The 16,874-nt window shown below is 63.2% G+C and carries 13 protein-coding genes; 9 read left to right on the top strand and 4 right to left on the bottom strand.

What is annotated here, in order from left to right; genetic code table 11:
- Positions 1 to 16: 16 nt before the first annotated feature.
- From RLQ26_07330 to RLQ26_07315, 4 genes are read right to left on the bottom strand one after another with little or no spacing between them, the layout of a single operon-like run.
- Positions 17 to 2,815: an ATP-binding protein gene (locus RLQ26_07330; protein ID MEQ9088537.1), complete on the bottom strand. Its 2,799-nt coding sequence runs from the start codon at positions 2,813 to 2,815 to the stop codon at positions 17 to 19.
- The gene (locus RLQ26_07325; GenBank protein ID MEQ9088536.1) at positions 2,812 to 3,234 is read right to left on the bottom strand and encodes a response regulator; all 423 of its coding nucleotides are present in this window, start codon (positions 3,232 to 3,234) and stop codon (positions 2,812 to 2,814) included. The genes RLQ26_07330 and RLQ26_07325 overlap by 4 nt, the downstream gene beginning before the upstream one ends.
- A 16-nt stretch (positions 3,235 to 3,250) precedes the next feature.
- The gene (locus RLQ26_07320; GenBank protein ID MEQ9088535.1) at positions 3,251 to 3,640 is read right to left on the bottom strand and encodes a response regulator; all 390 of its coding nucleotides are present in this window, start codon (positions 3,638 to 3,640) and stop codon (positions 3,251 to 3,253) included.
- 56 nt (positions 3,641 to 3,696) lie between these two features.
- On the bottom strand, positions 3,697 to 4,527 hold the full coding sequence (locus tag RLQ26_07315) for a response regulator (protein ID MEQ9088534.1): 831 nt from the start codon (positions 4,525 to 4,527) through the stop codon (positions 3,697 to 3,699).
- 305 nt (positions 4,528 to 4,832) lie between these two features.
- On the opposite strand from RLQ26_07315, the gene RLQ26_07310 reads away from it, so the two are divergent.
- The 9 genes from RLQ26_07310 (at position 4,833) to RLQ26_07270 (ending at position 16,868) form a co-directional block, all read left to right on the top strand.
- On the top strand, positions 4,833 to 6,365 hold the full coding sequence (locus RLQ26_07310) for a CYTH and CHAD domain-containing protein (protein MEQ9088533.1): 1,533 nt from the start codon (positions 4,833 to 4,835) through the stop codon (positions 6,363 to 6,365).
- A gap of 42 nt (positions 6,366 to 6,407) precedes the next feature.
- Entirely contained in the window at positions 6,408 to 8,033 is a 1,626-nt protein-coding gene (locus RLQ26_07305; GenBank protein MEQ9088532.1) for a Na/Pi symporter, read from the top strand.
- A 74-nt stretch (positions 8,034 to 8,107) separates the two neighbouring features.
- Complete coding sequence (locus RLQ26_07300; protein MEQ9088531.1) at positions 8,108 to 9,034, top strand: MBL fold metallo-hydrolase; 927 nt, start codon at positions 8,108 to 8,110, stop codon at positions 9,032 to 9,034.
- Between the two features lie 49 nt (positions 9,035 to 9,083).
- A complete protein-coding gene (locus RLQ26_07295; protein ID MEQ9088530.1) occupies positions 9,084 to 9,557 on the top strand; it encodes an NAD(P)H-dependent oxidoreductase subunit E in 474 nt (157 codons plus the stop codon).
- Positions 9,554 to 11,095 (top strand): NADH-quinone oxidoreductase subunit NuoF, encoded by a 1,542-nt coding sequence (locus RLQ26_07290; protein ID MEQ9088529.1) that lies wholly within the window; start codon positions 9,554 to 9,556, stop codon positions 11,093 to 11,095. Before RLQ26_07295 ends, RLQ26_07290 begins: the two co-directional genes overlap by 4 nt.
- Positions 11,096 to 11,119: 24 nt before the next feature.
- Positions 11,120 to 13,957, top strand: a complete 2,838-nt coding sequence (fdhF, locus tag RLQ26_07285) for a formate dehydrogenase subunit alpha (protein ID MEQ9088528.1) — start codon at positions 11,120 to 11,122, stop codon at positions 13,955 to 13,957.
- Between the two features lie 15 nt (positions 13,958 to 13,972).
- The gene (fdhD, locus tag RLQ26_07280) at positions 13,973 to 14,797 is read left to right on the top strand and encodes a formate dehydrogenase accessory sulfurtransferase FdhD (protein ID MEQ9088527.1); all 825 of its coding nucleotides are present in this window, start codon (positions 13,973 to 13,975) and stop codon (positions 14,795 to 14,797) included.
- Position 14,798: 1 nt separating this feature from the next.
- Positions 14,799 to 15,023, top strand: a complete 225-nt coding sequence (locus RLQ26_07275) for a formate dehydrogenase subunit delta (GenBank protein MEQ9088526.1) — start codon at positions 14,799 to 14,801, stop codon at positions 15,021 to 15,023.
- 183 nt (positions 15,024 to 15,206) lie between these two features.
- A complete protein-coding gene (locus tag RLQ26_07270) occupies positions 15,207 to 16,868 on the top strand; it encodes an FAD-dependent monooxygenase (protein ID MEQ9088525.1) in 1,662 nt (553 codons plus the stop codon).
- Positions 16,869 to 16,874: the final 6 nt, after the last annotated feature.

The following is a 16,874-nucleotide window of genomic DNA, read 5'->3' as shown; positions in this document are numbered from 1 at the left end:
CCCCACTCATGTCACTTCAGGCGCGATCATCCCGTGCATCTGGCCCGGCATCCTGGGGTATTTCGGAAATTCTGCGCAGCCGGCCGATGGGCAACCGGACAGTAAAGACAGCACCGGCGCCGTTATTGAAGAAGTCGATGCGGCCGTTCATCTCGTTGACGATGCCAAAACTTAGGGCAAGGCCCAGGCCTGTCCCCTTCCCTGGAGGCTTGGTTGTGAAAAATGGGTCGAAGACGCGTTTTTCGTATTCTTGTGGAACGCCGCCGCCATTATCCGACACGCGAAGCAATACGTGACAGTCGAGTCTATGGTAATCGTAGTCGATGGATATGCGGCCGCGGAATGACCCCTTGTCGGCCCGCCTGCGCTGCTGTTCACTCGAAACCGCATCCCTGGCGTTGAGCACCAGGTTGACGATCACCTGTTCCAGAAGCTGTCGATGGCCGTGAAGTGGCGGACATTCCGAATCTTGATGACCTACGAGCAGGTCGATCCCGGCAACCCGGAGTTCAGGGCGCAAAATTGTCATGGCTCCCTCGACCGCTTCTGAAATCTCGAAATGCTCGGGCAAGTGTTCGGGCCGCCGGCCAAAAATTCTCATATGATCAATGATCAGCGAAGCTCTGTCAGTTTGGTCGCAAATGCGCGCCAGGCGTTTAGACAGATACGCGCGGGATTCTTCGTCGATAGAAAGATCTTCGATGGCTATCGCCGCGTTCTCGGCGGCGATTCGGATGGTGTTAAGAGGCTGGTTCAACTCGTGCGCCAAGCCGGTTGCCATTTCACCGAGCGTAATTAGGCGCGCCGAGGTGGAAAGTCGCTCGGCGTTATCCCGCCTTTCCTGTATATCGATGATCGCTCCCACGGCCTCGACATTTGTCCCGTCGTCCGATTCGGTAATCGGAAAGGCCTCGTCCAGCACCCAGCGCCAGTCTCCAGACCGGGTCCGGATGCGATATTCAACGGCCTTGCGGCCGGTTGCGGAAAGCTGGTTAAAGGCCTTCAGAGCAGCTTCTCGGTCGTCAGGATGGATAAGGGCGAGCCACTCCTGACGATTATCGAGCGCGCTGTCGTCGAGCCAGTTCAGTCGCTCGTTGGGAGGGCTACGATAAAGAATATGCCAGTCGCCGGTCGCGGTGCGCGACAGTGTAAAGACGACCATCGGTGCATACCTCAAGAGTGTTCGCAGTTGTTCTTGCAAGCGGCTGACGTTGTCTTTGTGGGCGACCAGTTTATTGTGCGTATCCGAGATCGCGGCTGTCATCAGGGTAACTTCGGTGATTGGATGGTTCCTCACCATTGTCACGTCCTGATGGCGGCCCGAAATTTCCCTAATATCCCTACTCAGATTATTGAAGGTTGTCGTGGTCCGCCCACCGGCGAACCAGGCCAGCCCCGCCGCCACGACCGATATCAGGAGTGCGATTACGAGGTTCTCGCGCTGGGATTGGCGGAAGCGCAGAACAGTCTCGGAGAATGGAATGTAGAACCGGACCCTTGATGCGCTGCCAGGGACATCCAAGTCCTTCTCGACAATAACGAAGGCGTTATTCCAGCCCTGCATAGTCGATTGCCCGGGAATAGCGGCGGGCAAGGACAGCGACAGGCCGCCCCAGGACACGAACTCTCTGGTTGCAAACGACGCTGGGCCGGACAGGCGCTTTTCCGACCAGAGGATGGGCGTCCCGTCCGGCGCGAGTAGGGTGTACCGGATTTTCCGGTCGGTCAGGGCAAGCTGGTCCCCGATCCGGTCACGGTCATAAAACGCGAGGACCATGCCAAGCAGATTGCCGTCTCGGAACAGCGGGAGACAAAGTTCGATAATGCCGCCCCCATTGGGCAAATAGCGCAGGACAGGGCCGCCAGACTCCGCGTCTTTGCGAACAATGGTATCGATTTGTGCGGAACTCAGGGCCAGAGGGGCCACCGGCGAGGCGGCCGGCCATTGGCTGCGCCGCTGCCCCGATGGATCAAACACGGCCACGGCCACGGCGTCGACGTGGCGTTTATCGAGGCCTGATATGCGGCCTTCCCTTGTTATTTCGATATCTCGGGTTGAGGTAAGAGACGGTAAGGCCAAGGTTGAAAGGAGGGTGCTTTGACCTTCCACCCAGGTGTCCAGCGCCAACGTGAGGTGGGTAATTTCAGACCTGGTTTGGTGTTTGATGTCCCGAATCGCCTCATTCTCGAAATGGGTGATATTCCAGAGCATCGAGGCGATAACGGGCAATAGCGAGAACATGAACAACAGGTCGACCGTGACCACTCGCAGGGAATGGGGTCGCCCGCCCGTTCGGGCGCTGATAAGGCCAATCAGGCTGCCGAGCGATGCAAGCAGAACCCCGTTGCAGGACTGCTTTAAGGCCACGAGCCAGACGGAGGAGGCGTCCATGCCCATGATCCCACCATAGGTCAGCCAAACCAGTGGAATGCCGCCGAGGACCCAGAAGACGCCGTCAGCGATGGCAAAGGGAACGTTGCGACTTCCTGCCAGCGAGACAGCGACCGCCTCGATCGCGAAGATCATCCACGCCCATGGATGGCCCCATAAAGCCACGGTGGAGGCGCCAGCCAGTGCGCCGGCCAGCACGCCGGCGCCGGGCCCGAAGAACCGGATTGCAATATAAATAACGATGTTGCCCAGAAGGAAATGCAGGCTGAAGCCTAGGGGGATGGCCAGCGCATTGAGGCCGAGCCCCGCGAGCCCGAGAGCGAGGCCGCCGGCAAGCAAGTGCCAGCCCGTCAAATCGTTGCGGGGCCGCGCCGTCACAGCGCGACCTCTCATATCCCCGTTTTTCCGGGTGACGAACGTCACGGCCTATCTCCGGCGCCGCCGGCCAGGCACTGGCGGGCCTTTATGACCTCTTTGATCAAACGGCGCGGGCTGACGGGCTTGGTGAGGAAGGCAGCCGCCCCAAGCGCGTCGGACTCATTGGCCTCTGCTTGGCCTGCATGTCCCGTCATCACGATTGCCACGACGGCACGACCGCGCTCGCGTCTGAGCGATGCGATTTCGGCCAGCAGGTGCTGTCCCGGCCGGTCCGGCATACGGATGTCGGTGATGACGACATCGATGTAGGTATTAAGGCTGAGAAGCTCGATCGCACCATCGACATTTGAAGCGCCGTGCGCCCGGACTCCACGATTCTCGAAAAAATCCAACAATTCGTCCAGCGTGTCCGAATCATCGTCGACAAGCAGGAGGGCCGGCCCGGGCCGATCGGCATTGGCCATGGGGATCCGCAGCCGTCTATTGCGCCTGGGCGGCGTTGACGAAGCGCTCGACATGGCGCATGGCTAGGGGCTTCTCAATGACGGCAAAGGCATGGGTGTGGCTCTGATTGGCCCTTACGATTGCCTCGCTGTCTCCGGAAAACAGAATCAGGGCGAGCTTGTGATTGAAGCTACTCGCTACCTCCGCCACCCGGACGCCATCCCAGTTTGGCATGTTCACGTCGATCAGCGCGATGCGTGGCTGGTATTTCTTGATCGCCGCTAGAGCTGAAAAACCGTCTCGCGCCTCCACCACATCGTGACCTCGCCGGCGCAAATAGTCGGAGATTTCCTCAAGCTGCGCAGGATCATCGTCGGCCACGACAATCGGTTCGGCCGGCAGATTCCGTTTTTCGATGGCAGTCATGAAGTTCCCTTTCGCCGCCGCTGGTCCGTATAGGCCTGAATCAATCGAACGATTCCTCAGGCCATCATTTCTTGTTGGCGAATATCACCAACCAAGTTCTTCAGCTTTTCCCGGGTGTCGGCTGTCAATTCGACAATCACGCGGCGTTTGTCTTTCGGATCCCGCCGCCGCGAGATCATGCGCCGGGTCAATAGCAGATCAAGTTTCCGGAACGCTGTCGCGTAAGGAGCGCCTGAGGCGGCGCAGAGGCTGGTGACTGATACGCTTTGGCCCTGGGCTTCGGCGAGGGCCAGGTCCAGAAGCATGGCCCAGATTGGGTCCGAAAAAAGTTGTGCATCGAAATACCGCTCCCGACATACATGATTGTCGATAAGACGCTTGAGCGTATCCGCCTCGGCGGCGCTAAAACGTCCTGTCGCTTCACCCTGGACAGCTGAGCGACGATGACTGCCGAAATCGGCACGCCGGTCGCGGCTTTGCCAGCGTCCGACTGCTCGGTGAACGGCGATCACCAGCGCCTCCCGGGAAACCGGCTTCTTAAGGAAGTCGGTGACGGATAGCCGGAGCGCGCCGATTGCTTTGTCGAGGTCGGCGAATCCGGTCACGACCAGTGTTTCCGGCGGGCGCCGGGATTCGGCGTGCAGCGAGATCTTCTGCACAAGGTCGAGGCCGTTCTCGCCAGGCATGCAGAGGTCGGTGACAACAACGCCGACATCCGGATTCTGGGCAAAATTGTAAAGCGCAGCCTCACCATCACCTGCCTGATGGCAAACGAAGCCGAGCGTGCTGATCACGTCGCTGAGTTCCTCGCGGCTGCCCGCGTCGTCGTCCACCACGAGGATCTCGGTTTCTCGGTATAAATTTTTGCCTGGGTTCAGGAGACTCAAAGCCTTTTCCTACATGGACGCCTGGATAACGGCACTGGGAAAATTGTCCCGTGTTCGACATCTGGTTACTTATTAATTTTTCGTTATCCGTACTCTTATTCGATGCAGTATGTAACTTGGATCATGTTCATATTGGATTGATTGAAAGGCTTTCGCCTGGATGGCGCCGTAATCGGCCATTGCGGGAATCGCCGGGCCGCGTCGGGCCTGAATTCCCGCTCGAGTTTGGATACTTTACGTGCCCGGGATATGCCCGGGATGATGTCCACCGCATTGGCGGGCCGCGTCAGGGAGCGAAAAACCGGTTGGAAATCGAACTCAAACTCACAGGGGACGCCACACGCGTCCGCGCTGGCTTTGCCGGGCTGCCGGGTGACGGGGAGCCGGCGCGCCTTGTCAGCACATATTACGATACGTCCGATGGGCGGCTGTGGCGGGCCGGGCACACCTTGCGGCTTCGCGAGACTCCGGCTGGCCACGAGCTCACTCTCAAATCGGCGGGCGGCGACGTGTTCCGGCGTGGAGAATGGACGGCCTGCCTCGACAGCCCCGTGGTGGACCCGGCTCTCCTGCCGGCGGACGCGCGGGCGGTGCTCGCGCTGGCGCCACCCGACTCCCTGAGACCCTGGATCGTCACCGATATCGAACGTGTAACGATGCGGCTGCGCCAGGCAGACGGTCTCCTGGCGGTGTCGCTGGACGAGGGTGAAATTCAGGCCGGTGTTCACCGGTGGCCGGTTTGCGAGATCGAAATCGAACTGCTGGAAGGCGATGACGCCGCCCTTTTTCATCTCGCCCGCCGCCTGTTGCGCGATCATCCGTTTCATCTCGAGGCCCGATCCAAATTCGAACGCGCGCTCGCGCTCATCGATGACGGCCCGCCACGGACGGTCACGGCGCCAGCGCCGAGGCTGGATGGTCGAGCATCGGCCGAACAGGCGCTCCGCCGGATCATCGGCGCGACGGTGCGCCAGATCGTCGGTAATCTCGCCGCCGCGGCGGACGGCCGCGATCCCGAAGGCGTGCACCAACTGCGCCTCGGGCTGCGTCGCCTGCATGCGGGGTTGGGCCTGTTCCGTCCGCTTCTGGCCCCCGCTTTGCGCAGCCTGGACAAGGAAGTCGAGCAGGCACTGAAAATACTGGGGCCGGCCCGCGATCTCGATGTTTTCCTGTACGAGACGCTGCCGGCGATCGAGAAGACGGCGACCGGCGGGAATGCGGGCGACGTTGGCGGATTGGGTCAACTCGCCGCGCATGTACGGGCGCAGCAGGCGATCGCCTATGCCGAGGTGCGCCACCTGGTGACGGATCCAGTGTTCAGCCTTTTGGTGATCGAATTGTGCCTGGCGTCGGCCAGGGCGAATGATGCGACCTTGTACGGGAGCGGTCCGGTTCTGCCGATCGCGCGTCGTCGCCTCGCGAAGCGACACCGGAAACTGATCCGGGCCGGAAAAAAATTCCGGCACCTGACTCCGGAAGAACGGCACAAGCTGCGTCTCAAACTCAAGAAACTTCACTACGCCGCGACATTCTTCGAGAGCCTCTTTCCCCGGAAGCGGGCACAGAGATACATCAAGGGCCTGTCGCAGATGCAGAAATATCTGGGCCGGGCGAATGACGCGCGCTTGGCGCCCAAGCTTGCGGCCCGGCTGGCCGGGTTCACCCCTCCACCGCCCGGTCAGACCCCGGACGGCGCCGGCAGGGATGCCGGGACGCCCATCGCGGCCGAACTCGGGCAGGTCGAGGCCTGGGCGACATATCGGCGCGCGAAGTTGGAACCCCGTCTCCGGGCGCGGTGGAAGAAGTTTCGGCGGATCCGGCCCTTCTGGCAGGGCTGAGGCGAATTGCCCGCCGGGCCGCACGAGGCCCATACTGCCGCCATGACTGCGGACATCATGCTCGGCCTCGGTGGCGTGGGGCTCTTTCTGCTGGGGATGGCCATCCTCACCAGCAGCCTGCGGGACATTACCGGTGACGGGCTGCGCCAGATCCTTGTGCGCTTCACCTCGACGCCGCTCAGAGGGGCGCTGGCCGGCGCCGCCGCGACAGCGGCCATGCAATCCTCCAGCGCGACCACTGTGCTCGCCGTGGGGTTCGTCGGCGCCGGCGTACTGAGCTTCTCGCAAGGGCTTGGCATCGTTTTCGGCGCCAATGTCGGCACCACGATCACCGGCTGGATGGTCGCCATTATCGGATTCAAGCTCAAGCTGGGGCCGGTGGCGCTGATGTTCGTCCTGGCGGGCGCGCTGCTGCACCTTTTCGGCCGGGGGCGGGCGCGGCAGGTCGGCTGGGCGATCGCCGGCTTCGGCCTTCTCTTCGTCGGAATCGACGCCATGCAGCAGGGGCTGTCGCAATTCCAGAACGTCGTCACGCCGGCCAGCTTTCCCGAAGATACCTATCTGGGGCGGTTGCAACTGGTCGCGATCGGTATCGCGGTCACGGTCCTCACCCAGTCCTCCAGCGCCGGCGTGGCCGCAGCCCTCGTCGCCCTGAGCACGGGCTCGATCTCCTTCGCCCAGGCCGCAGCCATGGTCATCGGCATGAACGTCGGCACAACAATTACCGCGCTGGTGGCGACCATCGGCGGTTCCACAGCCATGCGTCAGACGGGGTACGCCCATGTCGTCTACAATGTTCTGACAGGTGTGGTGGCGTTCTTTCTTCTGGGACCCTATGTCGCGGTGGCATCGGCGTGGTTTGGCGGGGACGGCCTCTCCGAGCCCGAGATCGCACTGGTCACCTTCCACACGGCCTTCAATGTGTTGGGCACGGCGCTGGCCGTTCCGCTTGCCGGTCCCTTCGCGCGCCTGATCATCCGTCTCGTGCCCGAGCGCGGACCGCCGCTGTTGCGCCGGCTTGAAGAGCGGCTCCTCCGCGAGCCGCACGCGGCCCTGGCCGCAGCCGTGGAGACCGTGCGCGACATCACGAGATTGCTGCTTGAGATACTGGTCGGTCTCACCGACCCTCGGCGACCGGCCCGACTGGACCTGGCGAAACTGCGTATCGTCGATGAAGGCCTCGAGGCGACGCGAAGCTTTCTCGAGCGCATCCGTACCGGCCCCGAGGAGGAAAGCCTGTATGCGCGTCACATGGCAGCCATGCATGCGCTGGATCACTTGTTTCGTCTGTCCAACCGGTGCCGCCAGACAAGGCGGGTGGAAATCCTTCACACCCAGCCGCGATTGCGTCGCCTTTCGTCGTTGTTGCACGCGACCGTGGCGCGCGCCCTCGCGGCCGAGACGCCCGATACCGTCAGGGATCGCCTGGAATGGCTCTGGGATGTTTTTCGCCGGCAGCGCCAGCGCTTCCGTGAAGGGGCGGTGGCCGGCGCGGCGCGGCGCGAGTTTGGCGCGCAGACGACCCTCCACCGGCTGGATAGCATGCGGTGGCTCAACCGTGTCAGCTACCATCTCTGGCGGATCTATCATCATCTTGGCCGGGCGGGAGAAGAGCATCCGGGACCGCTCGAGGGGACGGATCGTGCCCTTGATATTATGGATGACTGACCGTCGAGGGTCGGGCCGCGCTTTTTCGCCCGATCCGCTTTGACGGGCAGGGAGCTTGTCCCTAGACTTCGCTCATGTCCCAGCCCCACTCGCCCGCCGAAAACCATGTCATCCATCGCCGACTCGGCAACCTGGAAATCTGGCAGATCGTCGAATCCATACCACCGGGTTTCGGCGTCGCCGATCTTTTCCCCGACATCGATCTGGAGGCATTCGCCGCGCATCGCGATTGGCTTCATCCAGGCATCATCGATCTGGATCAGGGGCTGCTGGTTCTGGTCATGCAGTCTTATCTCGTTAAAACACCCAGGCACCTCATTCTGATCGACGCCTGCGTGGGCGAGCACAAGGAGCGGCTCATGCCGCCCTTTCACGACAAGACCTGGCCCTGGCTGGACAATCTCGCCGCCGCCGGCTTCACGCCCGAGGATGTCGATTTCGTTTTCTGCACCCATCTGCACATGGATCACGTGGGCTGGAACACCCGGCTTGAAAACGGCAAATGGGTGCCGACTTTTCCCAACGCGAAATACCTGTTCGGAAAGCTGGAATTCGATTTCTGGCAGGAAGTTGCCCGGACCCGCACCGAGCCCGATCCCACCGGTCCCTATTTCGAGGATAGCGTGCTGCCAGTGCTGGAGGCGGGGCTGGCCGAATTCGTCGATGACGGGTTCGCGCTCGACAGCGGCCTGACGGTGGCGCTCGCGCCCGGGCATACGGCGGGCAACATGATCGTGGAGGCCCGGTCGCAGGGGGCGCGGGGAGTCTTCTCGGGCGATGTGATCCACACGCCCCTGCAATGTCGCTACCCCGACATCACGTCACATTTCTGCGCCGATGCCGAGGCGTCCCGCCGCACGCGGCGCGCCCTGCTCGAATCCTGCGTCGAGCACGGCAGCCTTCTTCTGCCGGCCCATTTCCCTTTGCCAAGTGCGGGCTTTCTCAGCGTTGCGGACGCCGGGTTCGATTTCCGTCCTGCCAACCCGGAAGAGCCGGCGTAAACGCGAAAAGCTGTTGGATTCCCAAGGGTCCGGCGGGATAATCCAGCCCATGACAGAAAAATTCAGCAGCGGCCGGGCGGGGCCATGGGATCCTGCGACCGGTCCCGAACTCACGCGCCAGATGACCGAGAGCCTGATGCATCTGGACGGCCCGCTCCTGCCCGTGCTGCACGCCGTGCAGGCGGCCTTCGGCTACATCGACGACGGGGCCGTGCCGGTAATCGCCGAGACGCTCAACCTGACGCGGGCGGATGTCCATGGTGTGATCTCCTTCTACCATGACTTCCGTCGCCGCCCCGCCCCAGCCCGGCAGGTGCAGATTTGCCGCGCCGAGGCCTGCCAGTCCATGGGGGCGACGCGGTTGTTCGACGAGGTGACGGCAGCCTGCGCCGGGGACGAGGATATCGAGGTGCGCGAAGTGTTCTGCCTCGGCAATTGCGCCCTCTCTCCCGCCGCGCTGATCGACGGGACACTGTATGGCCGACTCGATACCGAAGGCACGCTGAAGAAAGTTCGCGCATGAGCGCACGTATTTTCATTCCGATGGATGCGGCCGCCCTGTCCGTGGGGGCGGACGATGTCGCCCGCGCCGTCGAGGCAGAGATCGCCGCGCAGCAGAGCGACGCCACTATTGTGCGCACCGGCTCGCGCGGACTCTTCTGGCTCGAGCCCCTGGTGGAGGTGGAGACCAATTCGGGGCGGATCGGTTTCGGCCCGGCGACGGCGGCGGAAGCGGCCGCGATTGTAGCTGGCGATACGCGTCACTCCGCCTGCCTCGGGCCGGTCGAGGAGATACCCTATCTCAAGACCCAGCAGCGGCTGACCTTCGCGCGGTGCGGTGTGATCGACCCGCTCTCGCTGGCCGATTATGAAGCCCATGGCGGTCTCAAGGGGCTCCGGCGGGCACTCGGGATGAGCCCGGCGGAAATCGTTTCGGAGGTGACGGAATCGGGTCTGCGCGGTCGTGGTGGCGCGGGATTTCCTACCGGGATCAAGTGGCGCACGGTACTGGAGACGGAGAGCGCGCAGAAATATATCGTCTGCAATGCCGATGAAGGCGATAGCGGCACTTTCGCCGACCGTATGCTCATGGAGGGCGACCCGTTTCTTCTGATCGAGGGGATGGTGATCGCCGGCCTCGCGGTGGGCGCGAACCGGGGTTTTATCTATCTGCGCTCCGAATATCCCCATGCCGGCCTTCAACTGGGGCGCGCCATCGACGCGGCTTATCGCGGCGGGTTGCTGGGCGGCGATATACTGGACAGCAGGCATGCTTTTGATCTCGAACTGCGTCTGGGAGCGGGCGCCTATATCTGTGGCGAGGAAACCTCTCTCCTCGACAGTCTCGAGGGCAAGCGGGGCCAGGTCCGGGCCAAGCCGCCGGTGCCCGCCATATCGGGGCTGTTCGCGCGGCCGACCGCGCTCAATAATGTGCTCTCCTTCGCGGCCGTCCCTACCATCCTGGCGGAAGGGGCGGCTTACTATCGCGATTTCGGCACGGGCCGCTCCCGGGGCACGATGCCCATCCAGCTTGGCGGGAACGTGAAGCAGGGCGGACTGATCGAGCGGGCCTTCGGCCTGACTTTGGGCGAGATCATCGAGGAATACGGCGCCGGCACCCGGTCGGGCCGCGCGGTGCGCGCGGCGCAGGTGGGCGGACCCCTGGGCGCGTACTGGCCTACCCGGCTTTTCGATACCCCCTTCGACTACGAATCCTTCCTCGAGAAGGGCGGGATGATCGGCCACGGGGGTGTGGTAGTATTCGACGATTCGGTGGATCTGGCCCGGCAGGCGCGGTTCGCGCTGGAATTCTGCGCCATCGAATCCTGTGGCAAGTGCACGCCCTGCCGGATCGGCTCGACGCGCGGCGTGGAAACGATGGACAGGATTTTGCGCGGCGAGAACGTCGCAGGACAGATCGATCTGGTTCGCGACCTTTGCGAAGTGCTCCGCGACGGGTCGCTCTGCGCGCTGGGGGGGCTCACGCCGATGCCGGTGCTCAGCGCCCTCGATCATTTTCCGGAAGATTTCGCGAGAAACGCCCGGCGCGCGGCGGAATAAAACCCAGGATAGGACACGGCAGTCATGACGAGGCATTTTGAGACCGATTACGGCACGCCTGCGCCGCAGAATGCGGAAGCCGTCACGCTTGAAATCGACGGCACGCGTGTCTCGGTTCCGGCGGGTACCTCGGTGATGCGGGCAGCCCGGCTCGCCGGCTCCAGCATCCCGAAGCTTTGCGCCACCGATTCGCTCGAACCGTTCGGGTCCTGCCGGCTGTGCCTGGTCGAAATAGAGGGCCGGCGGGGCACGCCCGCGTCCTGCACGACCCCGGTCGCCGACGGGATCAAGGTGTCAACCCAGACAGACCGGCTGGCTCGGCTGCGCCGGGGGGTGATGGAGCTCTATATCAGCGACCATCCGCTGGATTGTCTCACCTGCTCGGCCAATGGCGACTGCGAATTGCAGGATATGGCTGGCGCGGTTGGTCTGCGTGAAGTGCGCTACGGCTTCGATGGCGAAAACCATCTGGATGCGGAGAAGGACGAGTCAAATCCATATTTCACCTTCGATCCGTCCAAATGCATCGTCTGCTCCCGCTGTGTGCGCGCCTGTGAAGAGCAGCAGGGCACTTTCGCGCTGACCATTCAGGGCCGCGGTTTCCTGTCCAAGGTAGCCGCCGGCATGGACGAGGCTTTCCTCGAATCCGAATGCGTATCGTGCGGCGCCTGCGTCAACGCCTGTCCGACGGCGACACTGATGGAAAAGAGTGTCGTGACCCACGGCCAGCCGGAGCGGCAGGTGGAAACTACCTGCGCCTATTGCGGGGTGGGCTGCTCCTTTGTCGCCGAGCTGCAGGGCGAAAGGGTCGTCCGCATGACTCCCAACAAGGACGGCAAGGCCAATCACGGCCATTCCTGCGTCAAGGGGCGTTTCGCGTGGGGGTATGCCACGCACAAGGACCGCATTACCCGGCCGATGATCCGCCAGTCGATCGAGGCGCCCTGGCGCGAGGTGAGCTGGGACGAGGCGATCGGCTATGCCGCCAGCGAATTCCGGCGCATCCAGGAGAAATACGGCAAGGGCGCCGTTGGCGGGATCACAAGTTCACGCTGCACCAATGAAGAAACATATCTGGTGCAGAAAATGGTCCGGGCCGCCTTTGGCAACAACAACACGGACACCTGCGCGCGGGTTTGTCATTCGCCCACGGGCTATGGACTCAAGACCGCCTTTGGAACCTCGGCCGGTACACAGAATTTCGATTCCGTCGAGCAGGCCGACGTCATCATGGTCATTGGCGCCAACCCGACCGATGCGCATCCGGTTTTTGCCTCGCAGATGAAACGGCGTCTGCGTCAGGGAGCGAAGCTGATCGTCCTCGACCCGCGGCGTATCGATCTCGTCCGTTCGCCGCATGTCGCAGCCGCCCATCATCTGGCGCTGTTGCCGGGGACCAATGTCGCCCTGGTCAACGCGATGAGCCATGTGATCGCGACCGAAGGACTGATGGATGAAGCCTTCATGGCCGAGCGCTGCGAGGCCGAGGACAATCGGCGCTGGCTCGACTTTATCGCCCGTCCCGAGAACGCGCCCGAGGTCGTGGCGGAGACCACGGGCGTCCCGGCCGACGAAATCCGGGCCGCCGCCCGGCTCTATGGCCAAGCCGGCAATGCGGCCATCTATTACGGGCTCGGCGTGACGGAACACAGCCAGGGCACCACCATGGTCATGGCGATGGCCAATCTTGCCATGGTGACCGGCAATCTGGGTCGGCCGGGTGTCGGCGTGAACCCGCTCAGAGGGCAAAACAACGTCCAGGGCTCGTGCGACATGGGGTCTTTCCCCCATGAGTTGCCGGGTTACCGCCACGTGTCGGACGATGATACGCGCGGGGCCTTCGAGGGCGCCTGGGGCGTGTCGCTCGATCCCGAACCGGGCCTGCGCATCCCCAATATGCTGGATGCTGCGCTCGACGGCAGTTTCAGGGGACTCTACGTCCAGGGCGAGGATATCGCCCAGTCCGACCCGAACACGAAACACGTGACCGCGGCCCTGGCCGCGATGGAGTGCGTCGTCATTCAGGATCTGTTCCTGAACGAAACCGCGGCTTACGCCCATGTCTTTCTGCCCGGCGCGTCGTTCCTCGAGAAGGATGGCACCTTCACCAATGCGGAGCGGCGCATCGGCCGCGTGCGGCGCGCCATTCGCCCGCTCGCCGGGATGGCGGATTGGGAGGTGACGGTCGCGCTCTCCAACGCGCTCGGCTATCCCATGCATTACACGCATCCCTCGGAGATCATGGACGAGATCGCGCGCCTGACCCCGACCTTCGCCGGCGTCAGCTACGAATTGCTGGACCGGGAGGGCAGCGTGCAATGGCCGTGCAATGACAAGGCACCCCTTGGCACGCCCGTCATGCACGAGGGCGGGTTCGCGCGCGGCAAGGGCCGGCTCATGATCACCGAATACGTTCCGACGGATGAGCGTACCGGCCCGCGTTTCCCGCTGCTGCTGACGACGGGCCGGATTCTCACACAATATAATGTGGGCGCGCAGTCGCGCCGGACGCAGAATTCCATCTGGCATGACGAGGATGTCCTCGAAATCCATCCCCATGATGCGGAAAATCGCGGCATTCGAGATGGTGACCGAGTGGCCCTGCAGAGCCGGTCGGGCGAGATTACCCTGACGGCGCAGATCACCGAACGCGTGCAGCCCGGCGTGGTCTATACGACCTTCCACCACCCGGAGACCGGGGCCAACGTGGTCACGACGGAATATTCCGACTGGGCGACGAATTGCCCCGAATACAAGGTCACGGCGGTCGAGGTGCGACCTACCAACCGCTGGTCCGACTGGCAGGAGGAGCACGAGACGTTTATCGCCCGCACCACGCGTGTCGCGCCTGCAGCCGAATAGCGCGAGCGAGGAAAGATGGCAGCCGGCACGACAATCAAGACCGACGAGCTTCCGGCCCTCGCGGCCACGGCGGTCTCTCGCGTGGATCCGGCCAGCCGGGCGGAAACGAGGGATCGTGTCGCTGTCGAGGCGCCCATCGCATTCCTCTATAACTGCGAAAACCACGCTGTGATGATGGGCACGCCGCGCGATCTGGAAGATCTGGCCTACGGTTTCACCATCGCTGAAGGCATCGTCGGCAACGTGGGTGAGATCGGCGAGGTGCATATCACGCCCAAGGGATCCGGCCTGCTGCTTTTTGTCACCATTCCCGAAGACCGGGCGGTGGCGCTGGGTTCGCGGCGGCGCAATCTGGAGGGTCGGACGGGCTGCGGTCTGTGCGGCATCGCCGATATCGGCCAGGCGCTGCGCCCGCTCGAGGCACTGCGCCCGAGCCGGCCGGTTCCGGCGGCGGCGATCCGTCGCGCGCTTGCGGCGCTGCCCGAACAGCAGTCGCTCAACCACGAATCGGGCGCGGTGCACGCCGCCGGGTTCGCGGACCAGGCTGGCAAGCTTCTCGTGGTGCGAGAGGATGTCGGCCGGCACAACGCGCTCGACAAGTTGATTGGCGCCGCCGCGCGAGGCGGCATCGATCCGGCGGATGGATTTATCGTCGTGACCAGCCGGTGCTCCATGGAAATGGTACAGAAGACCGTGACCTTCGGCTGTCCGGTCCTGGTGGCGGTTTCAGCGCCAACCTCGCTGGCGCTTGACCTGGCCGAGGCCAGCAATCTGACGGTTGCCGCCTTCGCACGGGGCGACCATTTCAACCTTTACACCCATGGCGAGCGGGTGATCTGACATGGAAGCCACGCGCCTCGTTCACATGGCCAACCAGATCGCGGATTTTTTCGACGCCTATCCGGAAGAGGAAGCGATCGCCGCGACGGAAAATCATTTCCGCCGGTTCTGGGAGCGGCGCATGCGCCGCGAACTGGTCCTTCACCTGGCGGCAGGGGGTGAGGGACTCTCACCAATCGCGCTCGCTGCCGCCCGTCGCCTCGACGAAGGTACGGTCTCCGCCTGATCTGGCGCTGACCCGCGCCGGCACCCCCGGGCGCGGTGAAAACCCGGATAACTTCCAGACTGAAGTCGCGCGCCGCCGGCACTCAGAATCCATTTGCGCCCGCCCCTCGGGGTGTGTAACGATCGATACAGAGCGACAAGGATGCCCGCAACAGGGCACCATACACATCTGCAGGGAGCGGCCATGAGTGGTGGGCAGGACCGCGATGTCATCATCGTGGGGGCAGGCCCGGTGGGCCTGATTTCGGCGCTGGACCTTTCCTACCGCGGGATTCCGGTCCTTGTCCTGGAGCGGCGGACCGACGTCGATCCGATGCATTCGAGGTGCAACACGACGAGCGCGCGCTCGATGGAGCTGCTGCGCCGTTACGGCTGCAACATGCCCTACCGCGAAGCGGGGCTGCCGCCCGACTATCCGACGGACGTCCTGTATATGACGCGGATCAACGGGATCGAAATCACCCGTTTCAAGCTGGCGGGGTCCGGCGCGCGGTTCGAGGAAGACCGGTTTTCCTTTGACGCCAACTGGAATTCCGTCGAGCGCCCCCATCGCAGCAGCCAGATGTTCCTTGAGCGCGTACTGCGTGCCCATGCTCTCGAGCAGCCCAATATCGAAATCCGATATTTTCATGAGGTGACCAGCGTCAATCAGTCCAATCGCGGGGTGACGCTCGGCTATCGCGATACCCGGGATGACAGCACCGGCACCCTCAGCGCGCGTTACGTCATGGCGTGCGATGGCGGCAAATCCACCGTTCGCCGGCAGCTTGGCATCAAGATGGAGGGAGGTGCCACGGGCAGCGGGCGCACCCAATCGATCTTCTTCCGTTCCAGGGACGTGCTCGCCAATTTCAACGCGCCCCCCGGCTGGATGAACTGGGTCATCAACTCGGACAATTTCGGCAATATCATCTCGATTAACGGCGATGATCTCTGGCTGACCCATTGCATGATTCCGGAGGGGGCCGAGGGTGTCAGCGAAGAGCAATACGACCGCCAGATTCGCGAGACCATGGGCTGCGACATCGATTACGAGGTGCTCAGCGTCGAGACCTGGCAGTTTAATCGTGTGCTGGCGACGAAGTTCCGCGAGGGCAATGTCTTTCTGGCGGGCGACGCAGCTCATTCCTGGCCGCCCTATGCGGGGCATGGCATGAATACCGGCATCGAGGACGGCGTCGGCCTGACCTGGATGCTGGCAGGCGTGCTCCGGGGCTGGGCGCCGGAATCCATTCTCGACGCTTACGAGGCCGAGCGGCTGCCGATCGATGACCTGGTCTCCCACACCGCGTCCGGCATGGCCCGCGCCCAGCACAAGGTGACACAGGACATGGATATGCGGGCCCGCATCGAGGATCCCGGCCCCGAGGGCGCGGCCATCCGAAAGAAGGTGCGGGCGGAGCTGCTCGAGATCGATTCCCGCCAGTTCAATGCCGAAGGCATGAATTTCGGCTGGCATTATGAAGACTCGCCCCTGATCATCTATGATGGCGAGGAAGCGCCGCCTTACGAGGTGTCACGCTACACGCCCAGCACCGTGCCCGGGTGCCGGGCGCCTCACTTCACCTTTATCGAGACAGGCGAACCGTTGCTCGACCGCATGGGGGCTGGCTTCACGCTGCTCGTCAACGATGACGATGTGGATATTTCGGGCCTCACGGGGGCGGCGAAGAAATGTGACCTGCCGCTTGATATCGTGGATATCGCCCACGAACCCCGGGCGCGGCCGCACTACGAACACAAGCTCATCCTGGTACGGCCGGACGACAGGATCGCCTGGCGGTCGAACGCCGCGCCCGACAATCCGGCCCATGTGATCGACCGGGTCCGCGGGGCGGCGGCCTGACCGGGG

This window comes from Alphaproteobacteria bacterium (genome assembly GCA_040220875.1).
Classification (GTDB): domain Bacteria; phylum Pseudomonadota; class Alphaproteobacteria; order JAVJVX01; family JAVJVX01; genus JAVJVX01.
The sequence above is the reverse complement of the archived record's forward strand: the minus strand, read 5'-3'. Positions and strand labels throughout refer to the sequence as shown.

Bases quoted from the DNA above. Each gene is read 5' to 3' on its own strand.
- RLQ26_07325 (MEQ9088536.1), bottom strand. From the start codon at position 3,234: ATGGCCAATGCCGATCGGCCCGGGCCGGCCCTCCTGCTTGTCGACGAT.
- RLQ26_07320 (MEQ9088535.1), bottom strand. From the start codon at position 3,640: ATGACTGCCATCGAAAAACGGAATCTGCCGGCCGAACCGATTGTCGTG.
- RLQ26_07305 (MEQ9088532.1), top strand. From the start codon at position 6,408: ATGACTGCGGACATCATGCTCGGCCTCGGTGGCGTGGGGCTCTTTCTG.
- RLQ26_07300 (MEQ9088531.1), top strand. From the start codon at position 8,108: ATGTCCCAGCCCCACTCGCCCGCCGAAAACCATGTCATCCATCGCCGA.
- RLQ26_07295 (MEQ9088530.1), top strand. From the start codon at position 9,084: ATGACAGAAAAATTCAGCAGCGGCCGGGCGGGGCCATGGGATCCTGCG.
- RLQ26_07290 (MEQ9088529.1), top strand. From the start codon at position 9,554: ATGAGCGCACGTATTTTCATTCCGATGGATGCGGCCGCCCTGTCCGTG.
- fdhF (MEQ9088528.1), top strand. From the start codon at position 11,120: ATGACGAGGCATTTTGAGACCGATTACGGCACGCCTGCGCCGCAGAAT.
- fdhD (MEQ9088527.1), top strand. From the start codon at position 13,973: ATGGCAGCCGGCACGACAATCAAGACCGACGAGCTTCCGGCCCTCGCG.
- RLQ26_07275 (MEQ9088526.1), top strand. From the start codon at position 14,799: ATGGAAGCCACGCGCCTCGTTCACATGGCCAACCAGATCGCGGATTTT.
- RLQ26_07270 (MEQ9088525.1), top strand. From the start codon at position 15,207: ATGAGTGGTGGGCAGGACCGCGATGTCATCATCGTGGGGGCAGGCCCG.